Genomic DNA, 21,035 nt, shown 5'->3' on the forward strand with positions numbered 1-21,035 from the left:
GCTACAGCTTATCGGCGAAGAAATCGAGCGCCGCTTTGTTGACGGCGTCGGGGTGCTCGAGGAACCCGAGGTGGCCGGTGTCCGGAATCTCCAGGTAGCGGCCGTTGGGCAGCGCGTCGGCGACCTCGCGGCTGAGGTGGGCGGGCAGCAGGACGTCGTCGGCGAAGCCGATCACCAGCGTGCGGTGCCGGATCGCGCCGTATGCCGGCAACCGGTTGGTCGTCGGGGAGGCGTTGAACTGGCTGCGCGTCCCGGGCGTCGACTGGGTCGGCCACATGGTGAACATCTCGAACCAGTCCTGCACCACGCGGTCGTTGTTCAGCGTCTTCGGCGAGAAGTTCTCGAGCAGCCGGATCTTGGCGTCGTAGGCGGCGGGCAGCGTGACGCCTGAGGTCTCCAGTTCCAGTTCGGCGCGGCGGAACAGCTCGCGGGCCTTGTCGTGACGGCCACGGGTGGCCATCAGCACCGCGCTGTCCACCAGCTCCGGGCGGGCCAGCATCAGCTCCTGGGCGATGTAGGAGCCCATCGACACACCGACCAGGCGCACCGGCGCGAGGTCGAGCTTCTCGATCAGGGCCGCGGTGTCGGCGACCATCTGCTCGGTGCCGAAGCCGTCGGCGTTCGCGGTCGCACCGATGCCGCGGTTGTCGAAGGTGATGGTCCGGTAACCGGCCCGGGCGAATGCCGGCACCTGGTGCAGATGCCAGGTCCGTCCGGCGCCGCCGTGACCGGCGATGAACAGCACCGGCTGCCCTTTGCCACGATCGTCGTAAGCCAGATTCACGCCGACGACGCTACCGCCTGGCGATCTGTGGAACATCAGCCGCGGTGTGCGCGGCTGAGACTCCACAAATCGCTAGGGGGCCGGGGTGAAGGCGATCACCGGGATCGTGCGGTCGCCTGCGAGCTGCTCGTAGCCGGCGTAGCTGGGGATGAACTCGCATGCCAGCCGCCACAGCCGGGCGCGCTCGTCACCGGTGACCTCCTCGGCGACGTAGTCGCCGGTGTGGCCGCCGGCCGACAGCGTCACCCGCGGATGGGCCGTGACGTTGAAGTACCAGGCCGGGTGACGGGAGCCGCCGTAGTTCGACGCGATGACGATGACCCGGCCGCCGTCGGTGAAGTAGGTCAGCGGCGTGGTCCGCCGCTTGCCCGTCCTCGCACCGGTGTGGATCAGCAGCACCTCCGGCGTCACCATCGCCGATGACAGCCGCCCCTTGGACAGCCGAAGCAGCGGCCGGTCGATGCGGTGCGCGACGTGCTTGAGCGTCCAGCGCACGGGCTTGGGACTGGTCAGCCGCGCGCCGATGCGCAGCATCGGCGAACCTGCCGTCGGGTCGACCTCGGGAATACCCACCGGGGCATCGTAGGCGAGAAGCGGCCGCACCGAACTACGCTTCGAGGCGTTGCGCCGCGGGCCGGAGGGGAAATGGTCACCACCAATGAGAACGACGTCACCGCGCTGCCACTGGTGCCGGCGAATCCACTGCCGCTGAAGCAGCGCCTCGACGAGGTGCGCAAGACCCACACCTGCCAGGTGACGTTCCGTGAGGCGGGCGGCCAGGTCACCCGGGTGACGCTGGGCCCGAAGTGGTTCGCGCCGCCGATCGTGTGGGTGATGTCGCCCGCCGGCGCACGAGACGTGTTGAGCCGCAAGGACGATGCGTGTGACCGGACCGCGGTGCACCACGAGATGCGGATGCTGATGGGCGACAACCTCGCCGATCTGCCGAACGCGCCGTGGCTGCCCCGCAAGCGCACGCTGCAGCCGTTGTTCACCAAGCAGTACGTGCGCCGCTTCGGCGACCACATGGCCCAGGCCGCCGCGATGGTCGCCGACGGCTGGCTGGCCGAAGCGGGTGGGGACGGCGTCGACGTCGATCTCGACGCCGACAGCCGCCGGCTCACCATGCGGGCGCTGGGCCGTTCGGTGCTCGGCATCGACCTCGACGAACGTTCGTATGCGTTGGCCGAACCGCTCAACATCGCGCTGTCGCACATCGCCGATCGCGGGATGCGGCCGGTCAATCCGCCACGCTGGCTGCCGCTTCCGTCCCGGCGGCGCGCGGTGGCCGCCTACACCTCGATGCACCGCCTCGCCGAGGACATCCTCGCGTCGTGCCGCGCCGACCCCGGCATCGACGCGCCCCTGGTGCACGCGCTGATCGGCGCAACCGACCCGGAGACCGGGCAGACACTGTCCGACGACGACATCTGCAACGACCTGATCGCGTTCATCGTCGCCGGCCACGACACCACGGCCACCACCATCGCCTACGCGTTGTGGGCGCTGGGCCACCACCGCGACATCGCCGACCGGGTGGCCGCCGAGGCCGCCGCACTCGGTGACCGCACCCTGACCGCCGACGACGTCAGCCGGCTGCCGTACACCACGCAGGTGGTGCACGAGGCGCTGCGGCTGTGCCCGCCGGTGTCGGTGGCCGGCCGAACCGCCATGCGCGACATCGAGGTCGCCGGCTGCCGGGTCGAGGCGGGCAGCATGGTGCTGGTCGGCATCTACGGCATGCAGCGCGACCCGGCGCTGTGGGAGGACCCCCTGCGATTCGACCCGGACCGGTTCAGCGCGCAGAACTTCGGGAAGCTCGACCGCTGGCAGTACATCCCGTTCGGCGGCGGGACGCGGACGTGCATCGGCGACCACTTCGCCATGCTCGAGCTCGTGCTCTCGGTCGCGACCGTGCTGCGCGACGTCGAGATCACCTCCGGCGACGACGACTTCCCGCTCGCCGTGCCGTTCACCACCGTGGCCGACGGCCCGATCCCGGCGCGGGTGCGCGCGCGGCGGTGATTTCGGCGCGGTCTCGTTCGCCCAGCGACGGTCAGCGCGCCGAAGTCGCCGTCTTGGAGCGGCGCGATCGGACGGCGGCCAGGGCGCGGTCCCACAGCAGCATCGTCGACTGGCCGAGCTGGCGGTGGGTGAACACGGTGTCCTTGGCCAGCGCCGCCGCCGCGGCGGCCTTGGTCGACGCCGACGCCTTGGACATGTGGCCGCTGTCGAACGGCGGCTGGGGGTCGTACTCGATGATCAGCTGGGTGACCTTGGCGTGCGCCTCACCGGCGATCTCTCCGGCCAGCCACATCGCCAGGTCGATGCCCGCGGAAACGCCGGCCGCGGTGACCACCTTGCCCTCGCGGACGACGCGCTCGTCGGTGACCGGGATGGCACCGAAGGTCTTGAGCATCGGCACGATCGCCCAGTGTGAGGTCGCCCGAAGGCCTTCCAGCACACCGGCTGCGGCCAGGATGAGCGAACCCGAGCACACCGAGGTGGTCCAGGCCGTCGTCGTGTGGGCGCGGCGGATCCAGTCGAGCAGCTTCTCGTCCCTGGCGTGCTCCACCGACGTCATGCCGCCGGGAACCAGCAGGATGTCCGGCGACGGTGTCTCGTCGAACGAGTGGGTGGCGCCCACCACGAGCACGCCGCTGTCGGCGGTGATCGGCCCGGGCTGGTGCCAGACGAAGCGCACCTCGGCGTCGGGAAGGCTGCGCAACACCTCGTAGGGTCCGATGAAGTCCAGCGCGGTGAAACCGGGATAGACGACGATCGCGATCTGCGGCATGGTGATTCCTTCTGCTCAGGCAAATGTTCTGCGGTAGTGGTCGGGCGAGACGCCGAGGCGCCGGACGAAGTTGCGGCGCATGGTCTCCGCGGTGCCGAAGCCGCATCGGGCCGCGATGGCGGTGACGGTGTCGTCGGTCTCCTCGAGTTGGCGGCGGGCCGCGTCGGTCCGGATCCGCTCGACGTACGCGCTGGGCGGCACGCCGACCTCGTCGGTGAAGACCCGGGTGAAATGCCGGGGACTCATCGCCGCCCGGCGCGCCAGGTCCGCGATGCTGTGTGCGGCACCGGGTTCGGCGTCGATCGAGTCCTGCACCTCGCGGATGGGTGTACGCCTGGCCCGCGGCAACCACACCGGCGCGGCGAACTGCGTCTGCCCGCCGGGCCTGCGCAGGTAGAGCACCAGCCAGCGGGCCACCGTCTGCGCGATGTCGGTGCCGTAATCGTCCTCGACCAGCGACAGCGCCAGGTCGATACCCGCCGTCACCCCGGCGGCGGTCCACACCTGCTCGGAGCTGCGCACGAAGATCGGCTCCGGATCCACTGCGACGAAGGGATATTCGCGTGCCAGCTGCGCCGCGAACGCCCAGTGCGTGGTGGCCGGGCAGCCGTCGAGCAGTCCGGCCTCCGCGGCGATGAACGCGCCGGTGCAGACGCTGACGACGCGCCGCGCGTGTGCGGCCGAGGCGCGGACCCAGGCGACGGCGGCGCTGTCGCGCTTCAACGCCTCGACCCCCCACCCGCCGGGCAGCACGACGGTGTCGACCGGGAGGCGCGCATCGGGCAGTGGTTGCGCGACGAAGGCCAGCCCGGCACCCGTCGTCACCGCTTCGCCGTCCACCGAGGCGACGACGACGTCGTAGCCGTCCTCGTCCCGGCCGTCGGCGGCCAGGGCCAGCGTCGCGCCGGTGAACACCTCGAAGGGCCCCACCAGGTCGAGCGCCTGCACTCCGGGGAACCCGAGGAGCACCACCGACCGCCGCATGCTCCTCAGTGTCAGGTAGCCAGGCCGTGGCGTCTACGCCATGCATCCCACACTTCAGGACACGGCGGTGTGCCGATAGGCGGTCCTGATTCGGCTCGGCTTGACGCGGACCGGCACGTCGCACGGTTGCAGGGCGGCTACGGCGCGGCCGTCGAGTTCGATCGCGACGGTCTCGCCCGCCGCCACCCGGCCGAGAATGCGGCCGGCGCAGGCGCGAAGGTCCGCCAGCGTCACCCCGACGCCGTGCACTTGCGGGCGGTCGACGCCGCACAGCCGGGCGGCAGGCCTGCCGCGCCTGAGCACCTCGAAGACCTCGCCGGACTCGGCGCGCTCGAGGTAGCCACGGGTGTCGCTGCGCAGTTGCCCGATGCCGATGGTGGTGACCGATATGTCCATCACCATTTTGGTCTGCTACCACACCAGCCCGAGCGGTCAAGTATTCGAGAATGACACCGGCACAACGCAAGTTCGATCCACCCGACCATACGTCGAATCCTACATGTGAACATGCGTTCCGGCGGGATTACCGGCGGCGGTCGGCAGCTCCGAGCAGCGTGGTGAGCACGAGTTCCCGCACCACCGCCTGTGACGACTCGGACTCGACATACTGCACGAGACGGCCGAGATCCACCACCAGTGCGAACGCCGCGTGCACTGCGAATCGCGCCTCGCCCTCGACGAGGTCCGGCCGCGCGGCGGTCACCTGGCGGACCCAGGCCTCCACGGTCGCGCGCTGCATGTTGTGCAGCGCCACCCGGTCGGGCGCAGGCACGTTCACCCGTTCGGCGTAATAGACGTAGGCCACCTCGGGACTCGCGAACGACCGGCGCACATAGGCGTCCGCCAGGCCGTGGACCGCCTCATGGCAGTCGGCCGCCGCGGCGAGGATCGCGGACACGTCGCCGGAGACCCGGTCGGCCGCGCGGCGGTAGGCCGCGGCCAGGATTGCGCTCTTGCCGGTGAAGAACCGGTAGATGGCCGACGTCGCCAGCCCTGTCGCCTCGGCGATGTCGTCCATGCCGGTGTCGCGGTAGCCGCGGTCGTTGAACAGCAGCATCGCCGCGTGCAGGATCTGCTCGTACTCCCCTGCGGCGGCGCCCACCGTCCTGACCGGCGGCGTCGCCGGGTCTGGGACTTCGGAGGGCAACTCCGCGTCGCGCACCGCGCGGGTGATCGCGGCCAGCGTCGCGCGCACGCGTTCGTTCGGCAGTCGCGCACGGTGGTCGGTGATGCTGCCGATGACGCTGAGCACCGCGGAGGACAGTATCCAGCGCTGACGTGAGTCCAGGTCCGGCCGCAGTATCGAAAGCGGTTGCTGCAGGCGGCGGTTCACGAGTTTGATCTGGCCGTTGAGCGTCAGCTGGTCGTCGGGTTCGAGGTAGCGGCCCTCCCAGCGGTAGAGGCCACCGCTGGTCCGGTTCTTCAGTGTCGCGTCGACCAGGGCGTCCACGGCGCGGTCCCAGGTGCGCTCCGGTGCCGTGATCTCGGAGTCGAGGAACGCGGTGCACTCGTCCAGTTGCTCGCCGAGACCCAGGACCGCGGCGCGGAACAGGTCGTACTTGCGGGAGTAGTGCCGGTAGAGCGAGGCCGCGGTGACGCCGACCCGGCCGGCGATGTCCTCCATGCTGACCCCGTGGTAGCCGAGCTCACTGAAGGCCTCTGCCGACACACCGGCGATCTGCTGCTTCCGGTCCTTGGGTCGCTTGCGGCGGTCCGCGCGGACTCCTGCGGCGGGAGGCATGACGTCACCCTATCCGCCGGACGTCATCGGCAGAACAGTCATCAGTTTAGTGCCGCGAGAATCACACTTCACCGGTATTGATCCGTCGCAGCGTTGTCGAACAGTCGTTAACATCACGGATGTCACCGGGTGAGCGGGAGGCACTCGGTGATCCGGCGGATCCACCAGTCCCGCCGCTCGGGCGTTGCGGCCAGCGCCGTCAACCGGGCGGGGTCGGGGTCGACGGGACGGGCGGGCAGCTGCCCGTCGACCGGCAACAGCGATTCGGCCACGTCGTCGACGAACAGGCCGCCGGTGCCCAGCCCGCAGGCGTGCGTGAGTGTCGGCAGCGCCGCCGCCGCGAGCAGACCGCGGGAGATGCCCACCGCCGAGTCCAGTGCGCTGGACACCACCACCGGAATCCCGACCTGCCCGGCGATGTCGAGCAGTCGGCGCACGCCGCCCAGCGGGGCCACCTTGACCACGGCGATGTCCGCGGCGTCGGCGCGTACCACCCGCAGCGGGTCCTCGGCCTTTCGGATACTCTCGTCGGCCGCGACGAGGACGTCGATCCGTCGCCGCAGTTCGGCGAGTTCGGGCACTGTGGCACAGGGCTGTTCGAGGTACTCCAGCGGACCGTCGGCGGTGAGCGCCGCCGCGGCGGCAACAGCTTCGTCCACGGTCCACCCGCCGTTGGCGTCGACGCGCACCGTCGGCACCGCCGCCCGCACCGCGTTCACCCGTGCGACGTCGTCAGCCAGGATCTGGCCCGGCTCGGCCACTTTCACCTTCGCGGTGCGTGCACCGGGGAACCGGGCGAGCACCTCGGGCACCTGCGCCGCATCGACCGCGGGCACCGTCGCATTGATCGGGATGGACGATCGCCGCAGCACCGGCCGCTCACCCCAGGCGGCCTCGAGCGCTGCCGAGAGCCAGGCCGCGGCTTCCGGCGGAGCGTATTCCGGGAAGGCGCCGAACTCGCCCCAGCCCGCCGGGCCGTCGATCAGCGCCACCTCCCGCACCGTGATGCCGCGGAACCGCACCCGCATCGGCAGCGCGACGACGTGCAGGCGGTCCAGGACGTCAGCCAGGTCGGGCACGTCCCCATAGTGCCCTCAGGGCCACCGCGCCGCCTCAGGCCCCGCCGAATTCGGGGCGCAGGATCGGCGCCAGTGCGGTGAGCGGGATGTGGGCCTGCACCGTGCCGCCGTCCATCGCCCACTGCGGCAGGCCCGGCGAGAAGTTCAGTGGAGTGTCGTGGGCGACCGGGTAATCGGGCATGTACAGGATCAGTTCACCGCCGCTGAGCGCCCACGCCTTATACGCCCCCGAGTAGACCTTGTCGGGTGTCCAGCGGTCGGGAACGAACGGGTACGTGGCGGGTTGGTGCGGCGGTGGGGCGACCGCGAGTGCCTGTCCGACGAACGGTTGCGCCAGTGGCGGAATCGCGATGAGCGGGTCGACACCCGGCCGCACCAGATCCGCGAGCTGCAGGCGGCGACCATTGTCGAAGGTGAAGGTGCGGTAGGCGTTGTTGAAGTCGGGACCGTCGGCGTGATAGGTCTCGCGGAACACCACCGACACCGTGCCGCCGCTCCGCATGATCTGGTAGTTGCCCTCGCCGAAGCTGTCGGCAACCATGTGCTCGCCGGCGCGCCGCCAATTGTCGACCAGCGTGGTCAGGTAGTCGCGGATGACCGGGCCCGCGACGGGATCGGCCACCAATTCCTCCGGGATGGCCACCTTGATGTCGCGGGTTGCCTTGCGTTCCGACAGCACCGACATCCGGCAGTACCGACCGTCCCACGCGCCGTCGAGCTCGCCGCAGAAGGTGGCGGCCGATGCCGCGGCGCCCGGCGCCGTCACGAGCGCCGTCGTCACCGCGACGGCCGCCGAGAGGAGTGCGCCGAACCTCACGGCCGTCAGGGGAGTTCGACTTTGCTTGTGCGCCAGTGTCCGTCGACGTGCTCCATCGTCATCTTGATGCGGCTCCGGTCGATTCGCGGATCGGGCATGCTGGTGTTCGTCACCGACTGGTCGACGAAGAGCAGCACCACCACCCGGTCCTTCGACTGCGATTGCACGGCCGATTCCAGGACGACGCCGTGTGCCGTCGCCTTGTTGTCGATGAGGAGCTGGCGCAGCTGCATGCTCGACTGCGAGTACATGTCCTTGAACTCGCCGGTGGCGCCGTCGAGGACCTGGTCGAAGTTCTCGTCCACCTTGTTCGCGTCGATGCTGGTGAGCACCTGCGCGTAGGCCACGGCGGCCTCGCGGGCCTGCTCGCCCGCCCGGGTGGCCGCCCGGTCCTGCCACACGGTCCAGCCGAGGTATCCGCAGCCGGCGAGCGACGCGACGACCACCGCCGCGACGGTGCCGGCGAGTAGCCGCCTGCGCCCACGCCGTTCGGGTGGGACGTCGGCGGCGTCCTCCTCCTTCTCCTCCTCGGCGGAGGTTTCAATGTCCTCGTCGGCTTCACTGTCGGACGTCACGGTCACGTCGACCTCCTTCTTCGTCGGGCTATCGGGGCGGCTCGATGGGCAGCACGGGACCGCCGTACGGGGTGGGAATCGTGAACCGGCCTTTGGGTGTCGGGTCGGTGGTCCTGCCGAGGTCGGCACCCGGCGGTGGACCGGCGGTGTCGTCGCCCGCCGGGCGCGGCGCGTTCTTGGCGCCGCGGACGAGCACGCCGGGATGGTCGTCGCGGCAGTAGGTGTACATGAACGGCTCGGGATAGTCGGCCGCCGACGGTGGCCGGCGCGGCGTGCCGTAGTCGCAGGCGTAGCGGGGATAGGCATCGCCGGTGGCCCAGATGCCGTTGTCGTGCATGACGCTGCCGAGTGCGTCGAGCACCGATCCGCGGTGAGGGGGAAACAGCGCGTTGAGCGCGGGCACCCGCAGATACAACAGCTGCGACGTGGTGGTCAGATTGCCCAGCAGCTGGACCATGGTGTCGGAGTTGTCGGCGAACAGGTTGTCGACACTGTGCAACGCTTCAGGCGCCTGCTCGGTGAGCCGCCGGTAGCCCTCCCGCATCCGGTCCACCCCTGCGAGCGTGCTGGCGAGATTCTGGTTGGCGACGGCGATTCCGGCGTTCTTGTCGGCGGCCAGCGTCAGCACCACCCGGCTGCTGCGCAGCATGCTGGTGGTCTCGGGCAGCACCGAGTCCAGCGTCGACAGCAGGAACGTGCCGCCGTCGATGATGTCGGTGAGCTTGCGCGGACCCTCGTCGCTCAGGCTCAGCTCGCGGCGGATCAGCTCCAGCTTGCCGGGGTCCACCTGCGCGAGCATGCCGTCGGCGTCGGCGAGCAGCTGGGCTAGCGGGACCGGGACGGTGGCCCTGCCCTGGGCGATGACGCCGCCGTCACGCAGGTACGGGCCGCGGTCACTGTTCGCGGCGAAGTCGATGTACTGCTCCCCCGCGGGTGAGAGTCCCGACACCCGGACGTCGCTCGACGCGGGGATGTCCACCGTCGACGTCACGGCGACGATGGCGTTGACGCCCGACGGCGTGATGTCGAGCCGTTCCACCCGGCCGATCGGCACGCCGCGAAGGGTGACGTCCTGATCGGGCAGCAGGCCGCCGGACTCCGGCAGTTCGATGGTGAGCCGGTACGTCGACGCGAGCGGGTCGATCCGCAACGCACCGATCAGCAGATAACCGGTGGCGACCACCAGCGTGAGCGTGAGCGCCACCGCGGACAGCCAGGCGCGGCGGCGGTGGCCGGCGCGGACCACCCGGACGACGAGGTCGGCGATCGCGCCGATCATCGCGGCGGCTCCGGGCCGGCGGGCGGCGGCGGTGGCGGCACCGTCACGACCACGCCGGGTTCGGTCGGGCTGGGCATCACCGGCACCTGCGGCACCCCCGGGCCCTTGCCCACGATGCGCTCCTGCAGCCGCCACAGCGTGTACTGGAACGTCCCGACGAGCTGATGCCAGTTGTACCGCTTCGGACCGTGCAGGCCGACGTCGCCCTTGAAGCCGATGTCGGGGATGGAACCCAGCACCAGCCGGTCGATGCTGACGCGGGTCGAGATCGCATTGCTGGAGGTGGATTTCACCAGGGGCGGCATCAGCCGGTTCAGCGAGTGCAGGGTGGCGTCCGGCGTCAGCACCACGTCGTTCCACGCCGCGGCGATGGTGTTGGCGTCGCCGATGACGCTGCGTCCGCTGGTGTCGGTGCCGGCGATCGACGGGAACTTCCTGAGCTGCTCGGTGGTGTCACCGACCTGCGCCACCAGGTCGGCCACCTGCGTGGTGTGCGCGGCGAGCGTCTCGGTCGCCGGACCCGCCGCCGCCATCACATCGGTGATCGTCTGGTTCTTCGCGTCGAGCTGGTCGGCCAGCGCCGACAGATCGGTCATCGCGGTGGAGAGCTGTTCGGATCGTGAATTGAGCTTGGCGAGGACGCCGTTGGTCCGGTGAATGAGATCGCCGAACGCCTGACCCTGGTCGCCGGTGGCCTTGCCGAGACCGTTGATGATGTTGGTGAAGTTTCGCACCGCGCCGCCGTTGACCAGTATCGCGGCCGAACTCAGCACCGACTCGACCGTGGCGGCCGCAGTGGTGGCGTCCAAGCCGATGGTGTCGCCGTCCTTCAGCAACGGCACGCCGGCGCCTGTCCCGCCGGGCGGTTTCACCGCGACGAACACGTCACCCAGCGGCGTGGCGGAACGCAGTTCGGCGGTGCTGCCGACCGGCAGCCGCACGCCGTCCATGATGCGCATCGTGGCCACCGCGGTGTAGTTGCGCGCGACCATCGACTCGAGCTGGCCCACGTCGGCGCCGGCCAGCTTGACCTTCGCGTTGGCCGGCAGGTTGAGCGCGTTGGTGAACACCGCGGTCAATGTCCAGCCGCCCGAGGTCACGCCGGGGGCCGGCAGCGGCAGGCTGGCCAGGCCCTCGGTCGCGCACGCCGACGTGCTCAGGCACAGCGCCAGCGCCAGCGGCGCCATGAGTCTGCGGCGGCCAGTGGTCACTTCTGCCCCATCGCGGCCAGACCGTCGAGCACATAGGTCAGCCCGAAGTCGGGACCGAAGTCCTGCAGTGTCCCTGTGCTGCAACCAAGTTGGCGCAGCCCCATCATGTTGCACACCTCTTTGATCGCCGCGCTCTCGAACAGCACCCGGTCGGTCATCACCCGGACGCGGACCGAGCCGTTGACCTGGTCGACGGTGTTGTAGAGGTTGTCCAGCGTCATCGGCGCCACGTCGAGGAACTCGGCGAGGTCTCGCTGGTGTTCGACGGCGGTCGTCACCGTCGTGTTCCCGTTGCGGACGATCTGCTTGATCTCGTCCCGGTGGGTGTCGAGCACCTCGCCCGTCTGTTTCAGCACCTCGTTGAGCTGACGGCCGGTGGTGCCGGTGCCGAGGTTCTCGTCGGCGAGGATCTGGCTCAGCTGCCCGATGGTGCTGCCGAAGTCGCGCAGGGTGGCGTCGTTGCGCGCGGCGGCGTCGAGCAGCGAACTGACGTTGCGCACGATCGTGGTGAGCTGGTCCCGGGTCTGCTCGCCGCCGTCGGCGCTGAGCCGCAACGCCTTCGACAACTCGTCGAGCGCGGTCTTCATGTCCTGGCCGTTGCCGTCGGCGATCGCGGCGCTGGCATCGACCACGTCGGCGACGGGGCCGCCGCCCCGGCCGTCGCCGCGCAGCGAGGTGGACAGCTTGTCGAGGACGTCGAGCACCCGCGCGAATTCGACCGGCGTCTTGGTCCGGTTCAGGCCGATGGTGTCGTGGTCCTGCAGCGTCGGGCCGTCCCGGTAGGGCGGGGTGAGCTCGATCTGGCGGTCGGTGAGGATCGAGTTGGACACGGTGACGGCCATCGCATCCGCGGGCACCTTGACGTCACCGTCGACGGTGAACTTCACCTCGACGTATCCGCCCTTCGGCGTGATCTCGGTGACCGTGCCCACCGGCATCCCGAGCACGGCGATGGAGTTGTTGACGTAGAGCCCTGCGGCGCTGTCGAACTGGGCGGTCACGGTGATCGCGTCGCTGCGGTCCTTCAGGTAGGTGACGCCGACCGCGGCGACGAGCAGCGCCAGCACCAGGCCGGTGACGCCGACGCTGAGCAGTTTCGTCCTGCGGCTCACTTGCAGTCCTTGAAGTACTCGATCATGCCGAACTGCTTGGCCCGGCCGCTGATGGCGCACATCCACGAGTCGACGACGAGGCCGTTGGCGGCGTTGAGGTCCACCGCGTTGCCGGTTCCGGTGGCGTTGGCCAGTCCTCTCAGGGCGACCGGGCCTGCCTGCAGTGTGCTGCGCAGCAGGTCGTCGTGCTGGCCGAGCATGTCGCTGAGCGCCCGTACGTTGCGCAGCAGGTTCTCCAGCTCCGGCCGGTCGTCGATGACGATGCCGCTGAGGGTCTCGACGAGGTTGGTGATCGCCTGCATCATGGCGTGAAAGCTGTCGCGCCGCAGCACGAATTCGCCGATCAGCTCCTGACCTTGACGGACCATGTTGGCGATGTTGGCGTGCTGGCGCTCCAGGGTGCTGCTGACTGTTTCGGTGGTCTTCAGCAGCGACCCGAGTTGGTCCCGGCGTTCGGCGACGATCGAAGACAGGGTGTGGATGTTCTGCACGGCCTGCGGGACCACGGGCGGCAGGGTGTGCAGCTGGGCGCCGAGCACGCCGAGCGATTCGGCGAACTGGTCGGAGTCGACCTGTTCGTAGGTGGTGGTGACGTCGGCCAGCGCCTCCTGCAGGTCGTAGGGCACCTCGGTGTGCGCCAGGTCGATGGTGCGGTCGGGCACCTCACCCGGTCCGGCGGGTTGCAGTGCCAGATAGCGTGATCCGAGGATCGTGGTGATCTTGATGATCGCCCGGGTGTCCTCCCCCAGCGTCACGTTGTCGCGCACCCGCAGGCGGGCCTCGACGCGGTCGCCCACCAGTTCCATGCCGGTCACCTCGCCCACCTGGATACCGGCGATGGTGATCGGGTTGCCCTTCTGCAGCGCGGCGGCCTGCAGGAACTGTGCGGTGTAGGTCCGGTAGCCCGCGCCCGACAGTTTGACCAGCAGCATGGACCCGACCAGCACCGCGATCACCGCGATCGCGATGGCTCCCAGCCACGGCTTGCTGTAGTCCTCGAGCGCGCGTCTTCTCCGTGTCTCAGCCATCGGCCATGTTCCTGCACCTCGGGGTGTGCCATGCCCGGTTACCCGGGGTGGCCGCGTTGACGATGATCGGCACCACGTCGTTGAGTCCGGGGAAGAAGCCGGTGGCGTTCAGGTCGCACGCATAGGCGTTCGCGAAGGCGCCCTCGTTGGTGATCCGGCCGAATCCCTTGAGCAGCAGCGGCAGGTTCGCCCCGGTGAACGCGAGCTGTGGTTCGATGCCGACCATGTGCTGCGCGAAGCCGGGTTCGCGCATGACCAGTTCGTTGAGCGCCGGGTACACCTCGTCGGTGACGGTCGAGAGTTGCTGCGTGACACGGGAGATCGACCCCACGGAGTCCACGAGTTCGGGCCTGCGGTCCTCGAAGGTGGTGATCGCCCGTTGAGTCTGGGCCAGCACCTGGTCGAGGTTGGAGTTCTGCGCCGCGAGGGTACCGAACACCCGGTTCAGACTGTCGATGACGTTGCCCAGCACCTGATCCCGACCGGCGAAGGCATCGGTGAGCTGTGAGGTCTGGTCGACCAGGGTGGTGATGGCCGACTCGTCACCCTGCAGCGACTGCAGGACACCCTTGGTGAGGTTGTCCGCGTCGCGGGGGTTGAGCACGCTGAACAGTGGTTCGTAACCGTTGAGCAGCGTGCCCACGTCGAAGGACGGGTCGGTGCGCTCGACGGGGATCACGCTGCCGGCCGGCAGCGGTCCGGGCTCGCCGAGGCTGCCCAGCGTCAGCCCGAGATAGCGCTGGCCGACGATGTTCTGGTACGTCACCGAGGCGACGGTGGTTCCGAGCACCTGCTGGTCGGTCTGCACGGCGAAGGACACCTTGGCCTTGTCGCCCTGCAGTTCGATGTTCTCGACGCGCCCGACCCGCACCCCGGCCATCCGGACGTCATCGCCCACCCGCAGGCCGTACACGTCGGAGAACATCGCCGCGTACGGCGCCGTCGTGCCCGCGACGTCGCGCCGCAACGTGACGTACACCAGCCACGTCAACGTGACGGCCACGACCATGAAGAGCGACAGGCCCACCAATGCGCCGCGGTACTTCATCCGGTGCTCCCCTCCTGGCGTGTTGCCGGCGAGACCGTGGTCCCGCGGGCGATCGGCCCGAGCAGCAGTTGGGTGGCGGGCGTAGCGGGCCTGCCGGTCACCAGGCTCAGCTGCTCCCGTTCCTGCGGGCTGCCGACGGGACCGACGTTGCCGCCGAAGGACGCCGGCGCGGCCTCCGCGGGAAGTAGCGGCGGCGGACCCGGTGGTTCGGGCCAGATCGGCGCGCGGGGCGCGACCGGCGCGGCCGGCGTCGGTGGGCCGGGTGGCGGGGGCGGCAACAGCGCCGGGTTGGCGGTGCCCGGCACCGGCGGTGCCGGCGGCATCCAGGCCGGTAGCGGCGGATTCGGGTCGGCCAGACTGGGATTGGGGTTGATCAGCGGCGGCCCGACCGCGACCAGGTTGCCGGACGGGCCGACGACGGTGCCGGGCGGGGGCGCCAGGTCCTTCGGCGGCTGGTAGTTCTGCGGCAACAGGGTGTCGGGCAGTTCGGGCCGGGTCGGCACGAGCGGCGCGGTGTAGCAGCTCGGGCCCTTGAGCTCGCCGTACTGCGGGCAGTCCGGACGGCTGTAGGTGTAGCTCGGGGTGAACGACAGATTGACCCGCATGTTGCCGGTGTCGAGGTGTGGCATCCACACCTCGTCGAAGAACTTCTTCGACAGGCCGTCGAGCTTGACGAACGCCGGGACCCAGTGGTGTGAGGTCTGCGCCAGGTTGCCGATCACCGGGGTGAGCTCGGAGGTGATGCGCACCAGCCGGTCGGTGTGATTGGTCAACGCGGTGTGGGTGGTGCCCATGGTGTGGGTGCCGCCGTCGATGAGATCGGTGAGCTGGGCGCGCTGCTCGACGAGCACCTGCATCGGACGCACCGCCTGGTGCAACGCGTCGAACAGGTCCGGCGCGGTGTCCTGCAGGCCGCGGGTGGCATCGATCAGTGCCGAGACCGTCGACGGGCTGTCGACGTCGGTGGTGACGATCGCGTCGAGCTCGTCGATGAGCCGGCTCAGTTGGGCACCGCCGGTGAGGAGCTCGACGCGGCGGTTGTCGGTGGCCGCGCCGACGGCGGCCAGCAGTCCGACCGTCTTGTCCTCGCGGCCCCGGCCGGTCGCGGCGAGGATGTCACGCAGCTTGCTGATGGTGGTCTGGAACAGCACCGTCGGCAGCTCGACGTCCTCGGGAATGCGGGCACCCTCGCGGATCGGGGCCGCCGGCCCGCGGTCGACGAGCTGCACCGACGACACGGCGAACACGTTGCTCGGCACCACGCGTGCGGTGACGGTGGCTGGAATCGCCTGCGCATAACCGGCATTCAGGGCGATCTGCACGTGGTTCGGCCTACCGTCCGCGGCAGGGACGACGCCGTCGACCGAGCCGACGAGCACACCGTGGTATTTGACGTCGGACCGCTGCGGCAACCCGTCGCCGACGTTGACGAGATCAGCCACCACCCGGACGTAATCCTCGAGCCGGCCGGTCGACTTGACCAGCAGGGCGCCGGTCACCAGTACCGCGACGAGCAGCACGGCGACACCGCTGCCGAGCAGTTGACGGTCCGACGGTCCGCGGCCGTCGAGTTCAAAGGAGTTGGCCACCTCACCCACCGAACCTGGCGCCGGAGTCGACGCTCCACAGCGCCATGGTGAGCAGCATGTTGACCATGATCACGACGGTGATGCTGGCCCGCATGCCATGTCCTGCAGCGACTCCCACGCCTTCGGGGCCGCCGCTCGCGTAATAGCCGTAGTAGCACTGCACGGTCGAGGCGATCCAGACGAAGATGATCGTCTTGAGCAGAGAAAAGGCGACGTCACGGCCGGCCAGCATCAGTGAGAAGTAGTGCAGATACGAGCCGGTCGATCCGCCGCTGATCACCTCCACCACCGCCTGCGTGGTGAGGTAGCTGACCGCCAGGCACAGCACGTAGAGCGGGATGACCGCCACCACCGACGCCAATAGGCGGGTGGTCACCAGGTACGGGATCGGGCGGATGGCCAGCGAGTCCAGCGCGTCGATCTCCTCGGCGATGCGCATCGATCCCAGCTGAGCGGTGAACCGGCACCCGCCCTGCGTCGCGAAGGCCAGCGCCGCGGCGATGGGGGCCAGTTCGCGGGTGTTGACCAGTGAGGAGATGATGCCCGTTGCGGGTCCGAGGCCGAGCAGGTTGAGGAAGTTGTACCCCTCGATGCCGACGAGTGCGCCGACGGTGATGCCGAGCACGACGGCCACGCCCGCGGTTCCCCCGCCGACGACGAGTGAGCCGTTGCCCCAGGCGATGTCGGAGAGCAGCCGGACGAACTCCTTGCGGTACAGCCGCAGCGCATGCGGTATCGCCAGCAGCGCGCGGACGAAGAAGACCAGCATGTGCCCGAGCCGCTGCACCGGTGTGGCGACTCGGCGGGACCATCGGATCAGCGGACCCAGCAGCGGGGTGTACGTCGAAGCGGTCACAGCCCGGTCCTGGGCACGAGCATCGCGTAGAGCTGGCTGATGGCGACGTTGACGATCATCAGCACCAGGATCGATTCCACGACGGCGGCGTTCACGGAGTTCGCGACGCCCGTCGGTCCACCAACGGTCGAGAGCCCCTTCTGGCAGGACACGATCGCGACGATCGCGCCGAACAGCACCGCCTTGATGAGCGCGAGGATCATGTCGCCGGTCGTCGCGAACGACGCGAACGTGGCCACGAAGCTGCCCGGTGCGCCGTTCTGGAAGTAGACGTTGAACAGGTAACTGGCGAGGAATCCGACGAAACAGACGACCCCGGTGAGCGCGACGCCGATCATGACCGCGGCCGCGAACCGCGGCGCCACCAGGCGGCGGATCACCGAGACACCCATCACCTCCATGGCGTCGGTCTCCTCGCGCATCTTGCGGGAGCCGAGGTCGGCGGTGATGGCCGAGCCGACGGCCGCGGCCATCAGCACGGCCGCCACCAGTGACGCGGCCTGCCGGATCACGGCAAGGCCGCTGGCCGCACCCGCCAGCGAGGTCGCACCGACCTGTCCGGCCAGCAGGGCGAACTGGATGGACAACGTCACGCCGATCGGCAGTGCGACGAGAACCGTTGGCAGCACGGCCGTTCCGGCCATGAAGGCGCCTTGGCGGATGAACTCCTGCCAGCGGAACCGCCCGGTGAACACGTCGACGACGAGGCTCTGGATGGTGCGCACGCCGAGGACGAACTGCTCGCCGACCGTGTGCAGCGACGCGAGCGGGTGGCGTCTGACGTACCCGCCGGCCCAGTCCTCGATCACGTCGAGGCCGTCGGCCTGATCGCCGCGCGCCAGTGTCAACGTCCCTCCCCCAATAGGAGACCCCGGCCGGGTGCGCCGGCGTCCGACCTCGCGGCGGCACCGTCGGCCACCGCCTCGCCACGCTAAGACCAGCGATCTCACCGCGTCAAGCCTTTGCCGAATATTCATTCACATAATGAGCTGCGCACCAGCACTGTGAGCCGACCGGCCGTGCTGACGCGCCGCCGAGAACGGGCCCGAGGTCGCCGAAGCAACCGGGGAAGGCAAATACCCCGAGTATGGTCGGCGGCTCGTATCCCCGTGCAAATCAGCTATAACCAGCGGCCGACGGCCGGATTTCCGGCGTCGTGCGCGGCACAGGAAAGAACGACACTGCGCAACGTCGACCGCCTGCCGCATGCAGTGACGGCGATGAGCACTGGCGTCGGGGCCATTCCGGACACGCTTTGCGGCTCAGTATCCACGTTAACTTCGGTAAGCGGGGCGAAATAGCAGCCGTCGGCTACGGGAAGCAGTCCTCCGGCGGCGTGGGCCACGGCCGCAGGTAGTTCAGCGCCATCACGGTGATCTCGTCGATGAACGTGTCCCGGTCGATCGCCGGCTGATCGAGGATGTACCGCACGCACAGGTGCTCGACCATCCGCACCAACATCCACGCCGCGGTCTCGAACGTGGCGTCGGACCGGACGACGCCCTTGTTGATCGTCAGGTACGCCACGGTCAGCTCACCGATCCGCTGCTCGAACGCGAGCAATTTGCTGCCCGAGCCCAGCCGGGGCGTCTGTTCCATCACCGCCCGCAGGAAGTCGGGGTGCACGTCCAGGGCGTCGAGGAGTGCGGCGATGGATTCCCGGACGTAGTGCGGCGCGGGCTGGTCCAGCCGCTCGGAGACCCTGGCCGCCACCCGGGCGGACAGCTGGTCGCTGTAGCGGTCGATGACCGCCGCGGCGATGGCGTCCTTGTTCGGAAAGTACTGGTACAGCGACCCGGGACTGATCCCGGCGGCCGCGGCGATGCGGTTGGTGGACGCGCCGTCGTACCCGTGGGCGATCAGCATGTCCTGCCCGGCGTCGAGGATGCGATCGACCATCGCGCGGGAGCGGTCCTGCCGGGGCATCCGCCGGGGCCCGGGAGTCGACGTGTGCGCCATCAGAATGCGAATTGAACGCGAATGATCGCTCGTGTCAGCATGGGACCATGCTCGCACACGACGTGTCCGCCGCACACCCCCGCCGGTTCATGGAGGCGCCCCGGCGCAACCGCCGCCTCGGTCGGCCGCTCCGGGTTCTGACCAAGACCGTGCGCCCCGATCAGCAGCTCATCGACCGGATCGGGCAACGGCTCATGCATCGCGACGAGGTGGGCGCGAGACTGGTTGCGGCGATGCACATCACGAATGTCGACGATCCTGACCGGGTCACCATGGGACAGTTCCGCCAGGCCCTCGACCTCGGCGCGGACACCGTCGCGGACTGTCCACGACCGCTGCGCGAGTTCTTCGCCACCGTCGAACGCGTCCCGTCGTGGGTGGACTTCGACCTCGTCAACGAAGGGGCCGCGGCGTACCGCCGGTTGGGGACCAACGCCGCGGACGTCATGTTGCAGTTGTCCCTGATCGGCGGCTACCGCTTCGGCGGTCCCACCGACCTGCTCGTCGAGACGGGCGGGCTGACGGGCCGCAAAACCGTCCGCCGCCTTGCCGAGACGCAGAAGTGGGCGGTGGCGGTGTCGCAGCCCGACGCGATGCGCCGATGCGGGGAGGGCTTCAAGCTCACCGTGCACGTCCGCGCGATGCACGCGCTCGTCAATCACCAGTTCGAGACGAACGGCCGCTGGGACGTCGCCCACTGGGGCCTGCCCATCAACCAGACCGATCAGGCCGCGACGCTGGGGTTGTTCAACGGGGCGCTGCTGCTGGGGGTGCGGCTGCTCGGCGTCCGGGTCAGCAGTGCCGAGTCGCGGGCGATCATGCACCTGTGGAAGTACGTGGGCTGGCTGGTCGGTGTCGACGAGGACTGGTTGTGCGACAGCGAGGCTGCGCAGCACCGGCTGAACTATCACCTGCTCATCACGCAGTCGGGGGTGAGCGAAGCTGGGCCGCAGCTGGCCAACGCGATCGTCGACGCGCAGCGACTCCTGCACTACCCGAACCTGGCCGGGATGCGGGGCCGCTATCACCGCGCCCGGTTGTTGAGCATGCTGAGCTACTTCCTGCGCACCGAGGGCATGGGCGACCTCGAACTTCCCCGCGCGCTGCCGTGGGCCGTCGCGCCGGTGATCGCCAAGAACGTCGTCCGCTACCAGCTTCTTGCCCGCACCGGCCGCGGCCGCGCGTACCTGGAGCGGTGGGGTGCCCGCAGCAGTGACCGGCTGCTGGCCAGGTACTTCGGAGAGCAGCCGCACGGTGTCGGCGAACTCGCCGCGTGACGCCGCGGCCGCCGCGCGCGAGCTCGGCCCCACCTCGCTGTTGTGGCGGTGGGCGGGCGACATGCGCATCGCCTTCGAGGGTGGCACCGCGGGACTGCTGCAGACGATGCACCCGGCAATCGGACAGGGACTGATCGACCACTCCGACTTCTTCGACGACCCCGTCGACCGGGTGTTCCGGTCGCTGCCCGGGATCCTGGGCACCGTGTACGAGGGGCCGACCGCGGAGGCGACCGGCGTACGGGTGCGCGACTTCCATCGGGACATCAAGGGCGCGTTGCCCGGTGGCGGCCGCTACCACGCCCTGCAGCCGGAGACGTTCTGGTGGGCGCACGCCACGTTCCAGCGCATGGTCGACCGCCTCGCCTCGCACTGGGACCGGCACCGGCTGACCGCCGAGGAGAGCCGGCGACTCTATGCCGAGGGATGCGAGTGGTACCGCCGCTACGGCATGAGCGGCAGCGTCGTCCCGTCGGACCGGGTGGCCTTCGAGCGTGAGGTCGAACGCTACTGCCGGGACGTCCTGGAGCCGAACCCCGCGTCCGACTACCTCATCGAGTTCATCAACCGGCGTTCGATCCCCGACATGAGCGCATCGCCCCTCTACCCGACGCATCCGCGCCTTCGGCCGTTGACCGATGCGCTGCTGCCGAGCATGCCGGTGCGGACCGCGCTCGCTCCGCCGATGCGGCTGGTCATCTTCGGCGGGCTGCCCGCCGCGGTCCGCGAAAGATTCGGGATCCGTTGGAGCGGAGGGGACGAACGCCGCTACCGGGCCGTCAGGGCCGCCGTCCGCACGGCGTGGCCGTACGTGCCGGCCTCCCTGCGCTGGTATCCCGCGGCACGCAAGGGCTGGTTGCGTGAGCTCGGCCGGGTGCCGCGCACGCCCTAGCCGTCGG

General features: G+C 69.5%; 21 protein-coding genes. 3 read left to right on the forward strand and 18 right to left on the reverse strand.

All coding sequences use genetic code 11. From position 1 onward, the window contains the following. Nucleotide 1: 1 nt before the first annotated feature. Nucleotides 2-784, reverse strand: coding sequence for an alpha/beta hydrolase (locus AB0K11_RS05790; RefSeq protein WP_364973210.1), 783 nt, complete (start codon nucleotides 782-784; stop codon nucleotides 2-4). A gap of 72 nt (nucleotides 785-856) precedes the next feature. Further along, a complete protein-coding gene (locus tag AB0K11_RS05795) occupies nucleotides 857-1,357 on the reverse strand; it encodes a nitroreductase/quinone reductase family protein (protein WP_364973212.1) in 501 nt (166 codons plus the stop codon). 72 nt (nucleotides 1,358-1,429) lie between these two features. Here AB0K11_RS05795 and AB0K11_RS05800 point away from each other — a divergent pair, with 72 nt between their 5' ends. After that, complete coding sequence (locus tag AB0K11_RS05800) at nucleotides 1,430-2,809, forward strand: cytochrome P450 (RefSeq protein ID WP_364973216.1); 1,380 nt, start codon at nucleotides 1,430-1,432, stop codon at nucleotides 2,807-2,809. 31 nt (nucleotides 2,810-2,840) lie between these two features. Here the strand turns inward: AB0K11_RS05800 and AB0K11_RS05805 are convergent, their stop codons facing one another. The 16 genes from AB0K11_RS05805 to AB0K11_RS05880 form a co-directional block, all read right to left on the reverse strand. Continuing rightward, complete coding sequence (locus AB0K11_RS05805) at nucleotides 2,841-3,581, reverse strand: DJ-1/PfpI family protein (RefSeq protein WP_364973219.1); 741 nt, start codon at nucleotides 3,579-3,581, stop codon at nucleotides 2,841-2,843. A 15-nt stretch (nucleotides 3,582-3,596) separates the two neighbouring features. Continuing rightward, nucleotides 3,597-4,565: a helix-turn-helix domain-containing protein gene (locus AB0K11_RS05810; RefSeq protein WP_364973221.1), complete on the reverse strand. Its 969-nt coding sequence runs from the start codon at nucleotides 4,563-4,565 to the stop codon at nucleotides 3,597-3,599. A 54-nt stretch (nucleotides 4,566-4,619) separates the two neighbouring features. Next, nucleotides 4,620-4,967, reverse strand: a complete 348-nt coding sequence (locus AB0K11_RS05815) for a hypothetical protein (protein ID WP_364973223.1) — start codon at nucleotides 4,965-4,967, stop codon at nucleotides 4,620-4,622. Between the two features lie 121 nt (nucleotides 4,968-5,088). Then, nucleotides 5,089-6,306, reverse strand: coding sequence for a TetR/AcrR family transcriptional regulator (locus AB0K11_RS05820; protein WP_364973225.1), 1,218 nt, complete (start codon nucleotides 6,304-6,306; stop codon nucleotides 5,089-5,091). A gap of 122 nt (nucleotides 6,307-6,428) precedes the next feature. Next, complete coding sequence (locus tag AB0K11_RS05825; RefSeq protein WP_364973227.1) at nucleotides 6,429-7,385, reverse strand: o-succinylbenzoate synthase; 957 nt, start codon at nucleotides 7,383-7,385, stop codon at nucleotides 6,429-6,431. 34 nt (nucleotides 7,386-7,419) lie between these two features. Then, entirely contained in the window at nucleotides 7,420-8,202 is a 783-nt protein-coding gene (locus AB0K11_RS05830) for a mannan-binding protein (protein WP_364973230.1), read from the reverse strand. Between the two features lie 5 nt (nucleotides 8,203-8,207). Beyond that, on the reverse strand, nucleotides 8,208-8,783 hold the full coding sequence (locus AB0K11_RS05835; RefSeq protein ID WP_364973232.1) for a hypothetical protein: 576 nt from the start codon (nucleotides 8,781-8,783) through the stop codon (nucleotides 8,208-8,210). Nucleotides 8,784-8,805: 22 nt separating this feature from the next. Beyond that, on the reverse strand, nucleotides 8,806-10,056 hold the full coding sequence (locus tag AB0K11_RS05840; protein WP_364973234.1) for an MlaD family protein: 1,251 nt from the start codon (nucleotides 10,054-10,056) through the stop codon (nucleotides 8,806-8,808). Next, on the reverse strand, nucleotides 10,053-11,243 hold the full coding sequence (locus AB0K11_RS05845; protein WP_364973765.1) for an MCE family protein: 1,191 nt from the start codon (nucleotides 11,241-11,243) through the stop codon (nucleotides 10,053-10,055). Before AB0K11_RS05845 ends, AB0K11_RS05840 begins: the two co-directional genes overlap by 4 nt. 20 nt (nucleotides 11,244-11,263) lie before the next feature. Then, the gene (locus tag AB0K11_RS05850) at nucleotides 11,264-12,379 is read right to left on the reverse strand and encodes an MCE family protein (protein WP_364973235.1); all 1,116 of its coding nucleotides are present in this window, start codon (nucleotides 12,377-12,379) and stop codon (nucleotides 11,264-11,266) included. Continuing rightward, complete coding sequence (locus AB0K11_RS05855) at nucleotides 12,376-13,407, reverse strand: MlaD family protein (protein ID WP_364973238.1); 1,032 nt, start codon at nucleotides 13,405-13,407, stop codon at nucleotides 12,376-12,378. Before AB0K11_RS05855 ends, AB0K11_RS05850 begins: the two co-directional genes overlap by 4 nt. Continuing rightward, nucleotides 13,400-14,455: an MlaD family protein gene (locus AB0K11_RS05860; RefSeq protein ID WP_364973240.1), complete on the reverse strand. Its 1,056-nt coding sequence runs from the start codon at nucleotides 14,453-14,455 to the stop codon at nucleotides 13,400-13,402. The genes AB0K11_RS05855 and AB0K11_RS05860 overlap by 8 nt, the downstream gene beginning before the upstream one ends. Continuing rightward, nucleotides 14,452-16,044: an MCE family protein gene (locus tag AB0K11_RS05865; RefSeq protein ID WP_364973242.1), complete on the reverse strand. Its 1,593-nt coding sequence runs from the start codon at nucleotides 16,042-16,044 to the stop codon at nucleotides 14,452-14,454. The genes AB0K11_RS05860 and AB0K11_RS05865 overlap by 4 nt, the downstream gene beginning before the upstream one ends. 1 nt (nucleotide 16,045) lies before the next feature. Continuing rightward, nucleotides 16,046-16,900, reverse strand: coding sequence for an ABC transporter permease (locus tag AB0K11_RS05870; RefSeq protein ID WP_364973245.1), 855 nt, complete (start codon nucleotides 16,898-16,900; stop codon nucleotides 16,046-16,048). Next, entirely contained in the window at nucleotides 16,897-17,748 is an 852-nt protein-coding gene (locus tag AB0K11_RS05875; protein ID WP_364973248.1) for an ABC transporter permease, read from the reverse strand. The genes AB0K11_RS05870 and AB0K11_RS05875 overlap by 4 nt, the downstream gene beginning before the upstream one ends. A gap of 463 nt (nucleotides 17,749-18,211) precedes the next feature. Continuing rightward, complete coding sequence (locus tag AB0K11_RS05880; protein ID WP_364973251.1) at nucleotides 18,212-18,859, reverse strand: TetR/AcrR family transcriptional regulator; 648 nt, start codon at nucleotides 18,857-18,859, stop codon at nucleotides 18,212-18,214. Between the two features lie 47 nt (nucleotides 18,860-18,906). On the opposite strand from AB0K11_RS05880, the gene AB0K11_RS05885 reads away from it, so the two are divergent. After that, nucleotides 18,907-20,136: an oxygenase MpaB family protein gene (locus AB0K11_RS05885; protein ID WP_364973254.1), complete on the forward strand. Its 1,230-nt coding sequence runs from the start codon at nucleotides 18,907-18,909 to the stop codon at nucleotides 20,134-20,136. Next, nucleotides 20,114-21,028, forward strand: a complete 915-nt coding sequence (locus AB0K11_RS05890; RefSeq protein WP_364973257.1) for an oxygenase MpaB family protein — start codon at nucleotides 20,114-20,116, stop codon at nucleotides 21,026-21,028. Before AB0K11_RS05885 ends, AB0K11_RS05890 begins: the two co-directional genes overlap by 23 nt. Nucleotides 21,029-21,035 lie beyond the last annotated feature (7 nt).

The organism is Mycobacterium sp. NPDC050551, from assembly GCF_040674075.1.
Lineage (GTDB): Bacteria > Actinomycetota > Actinomycetes > Mycobacteriales > Mycobacteriaceae > Mycobacterium.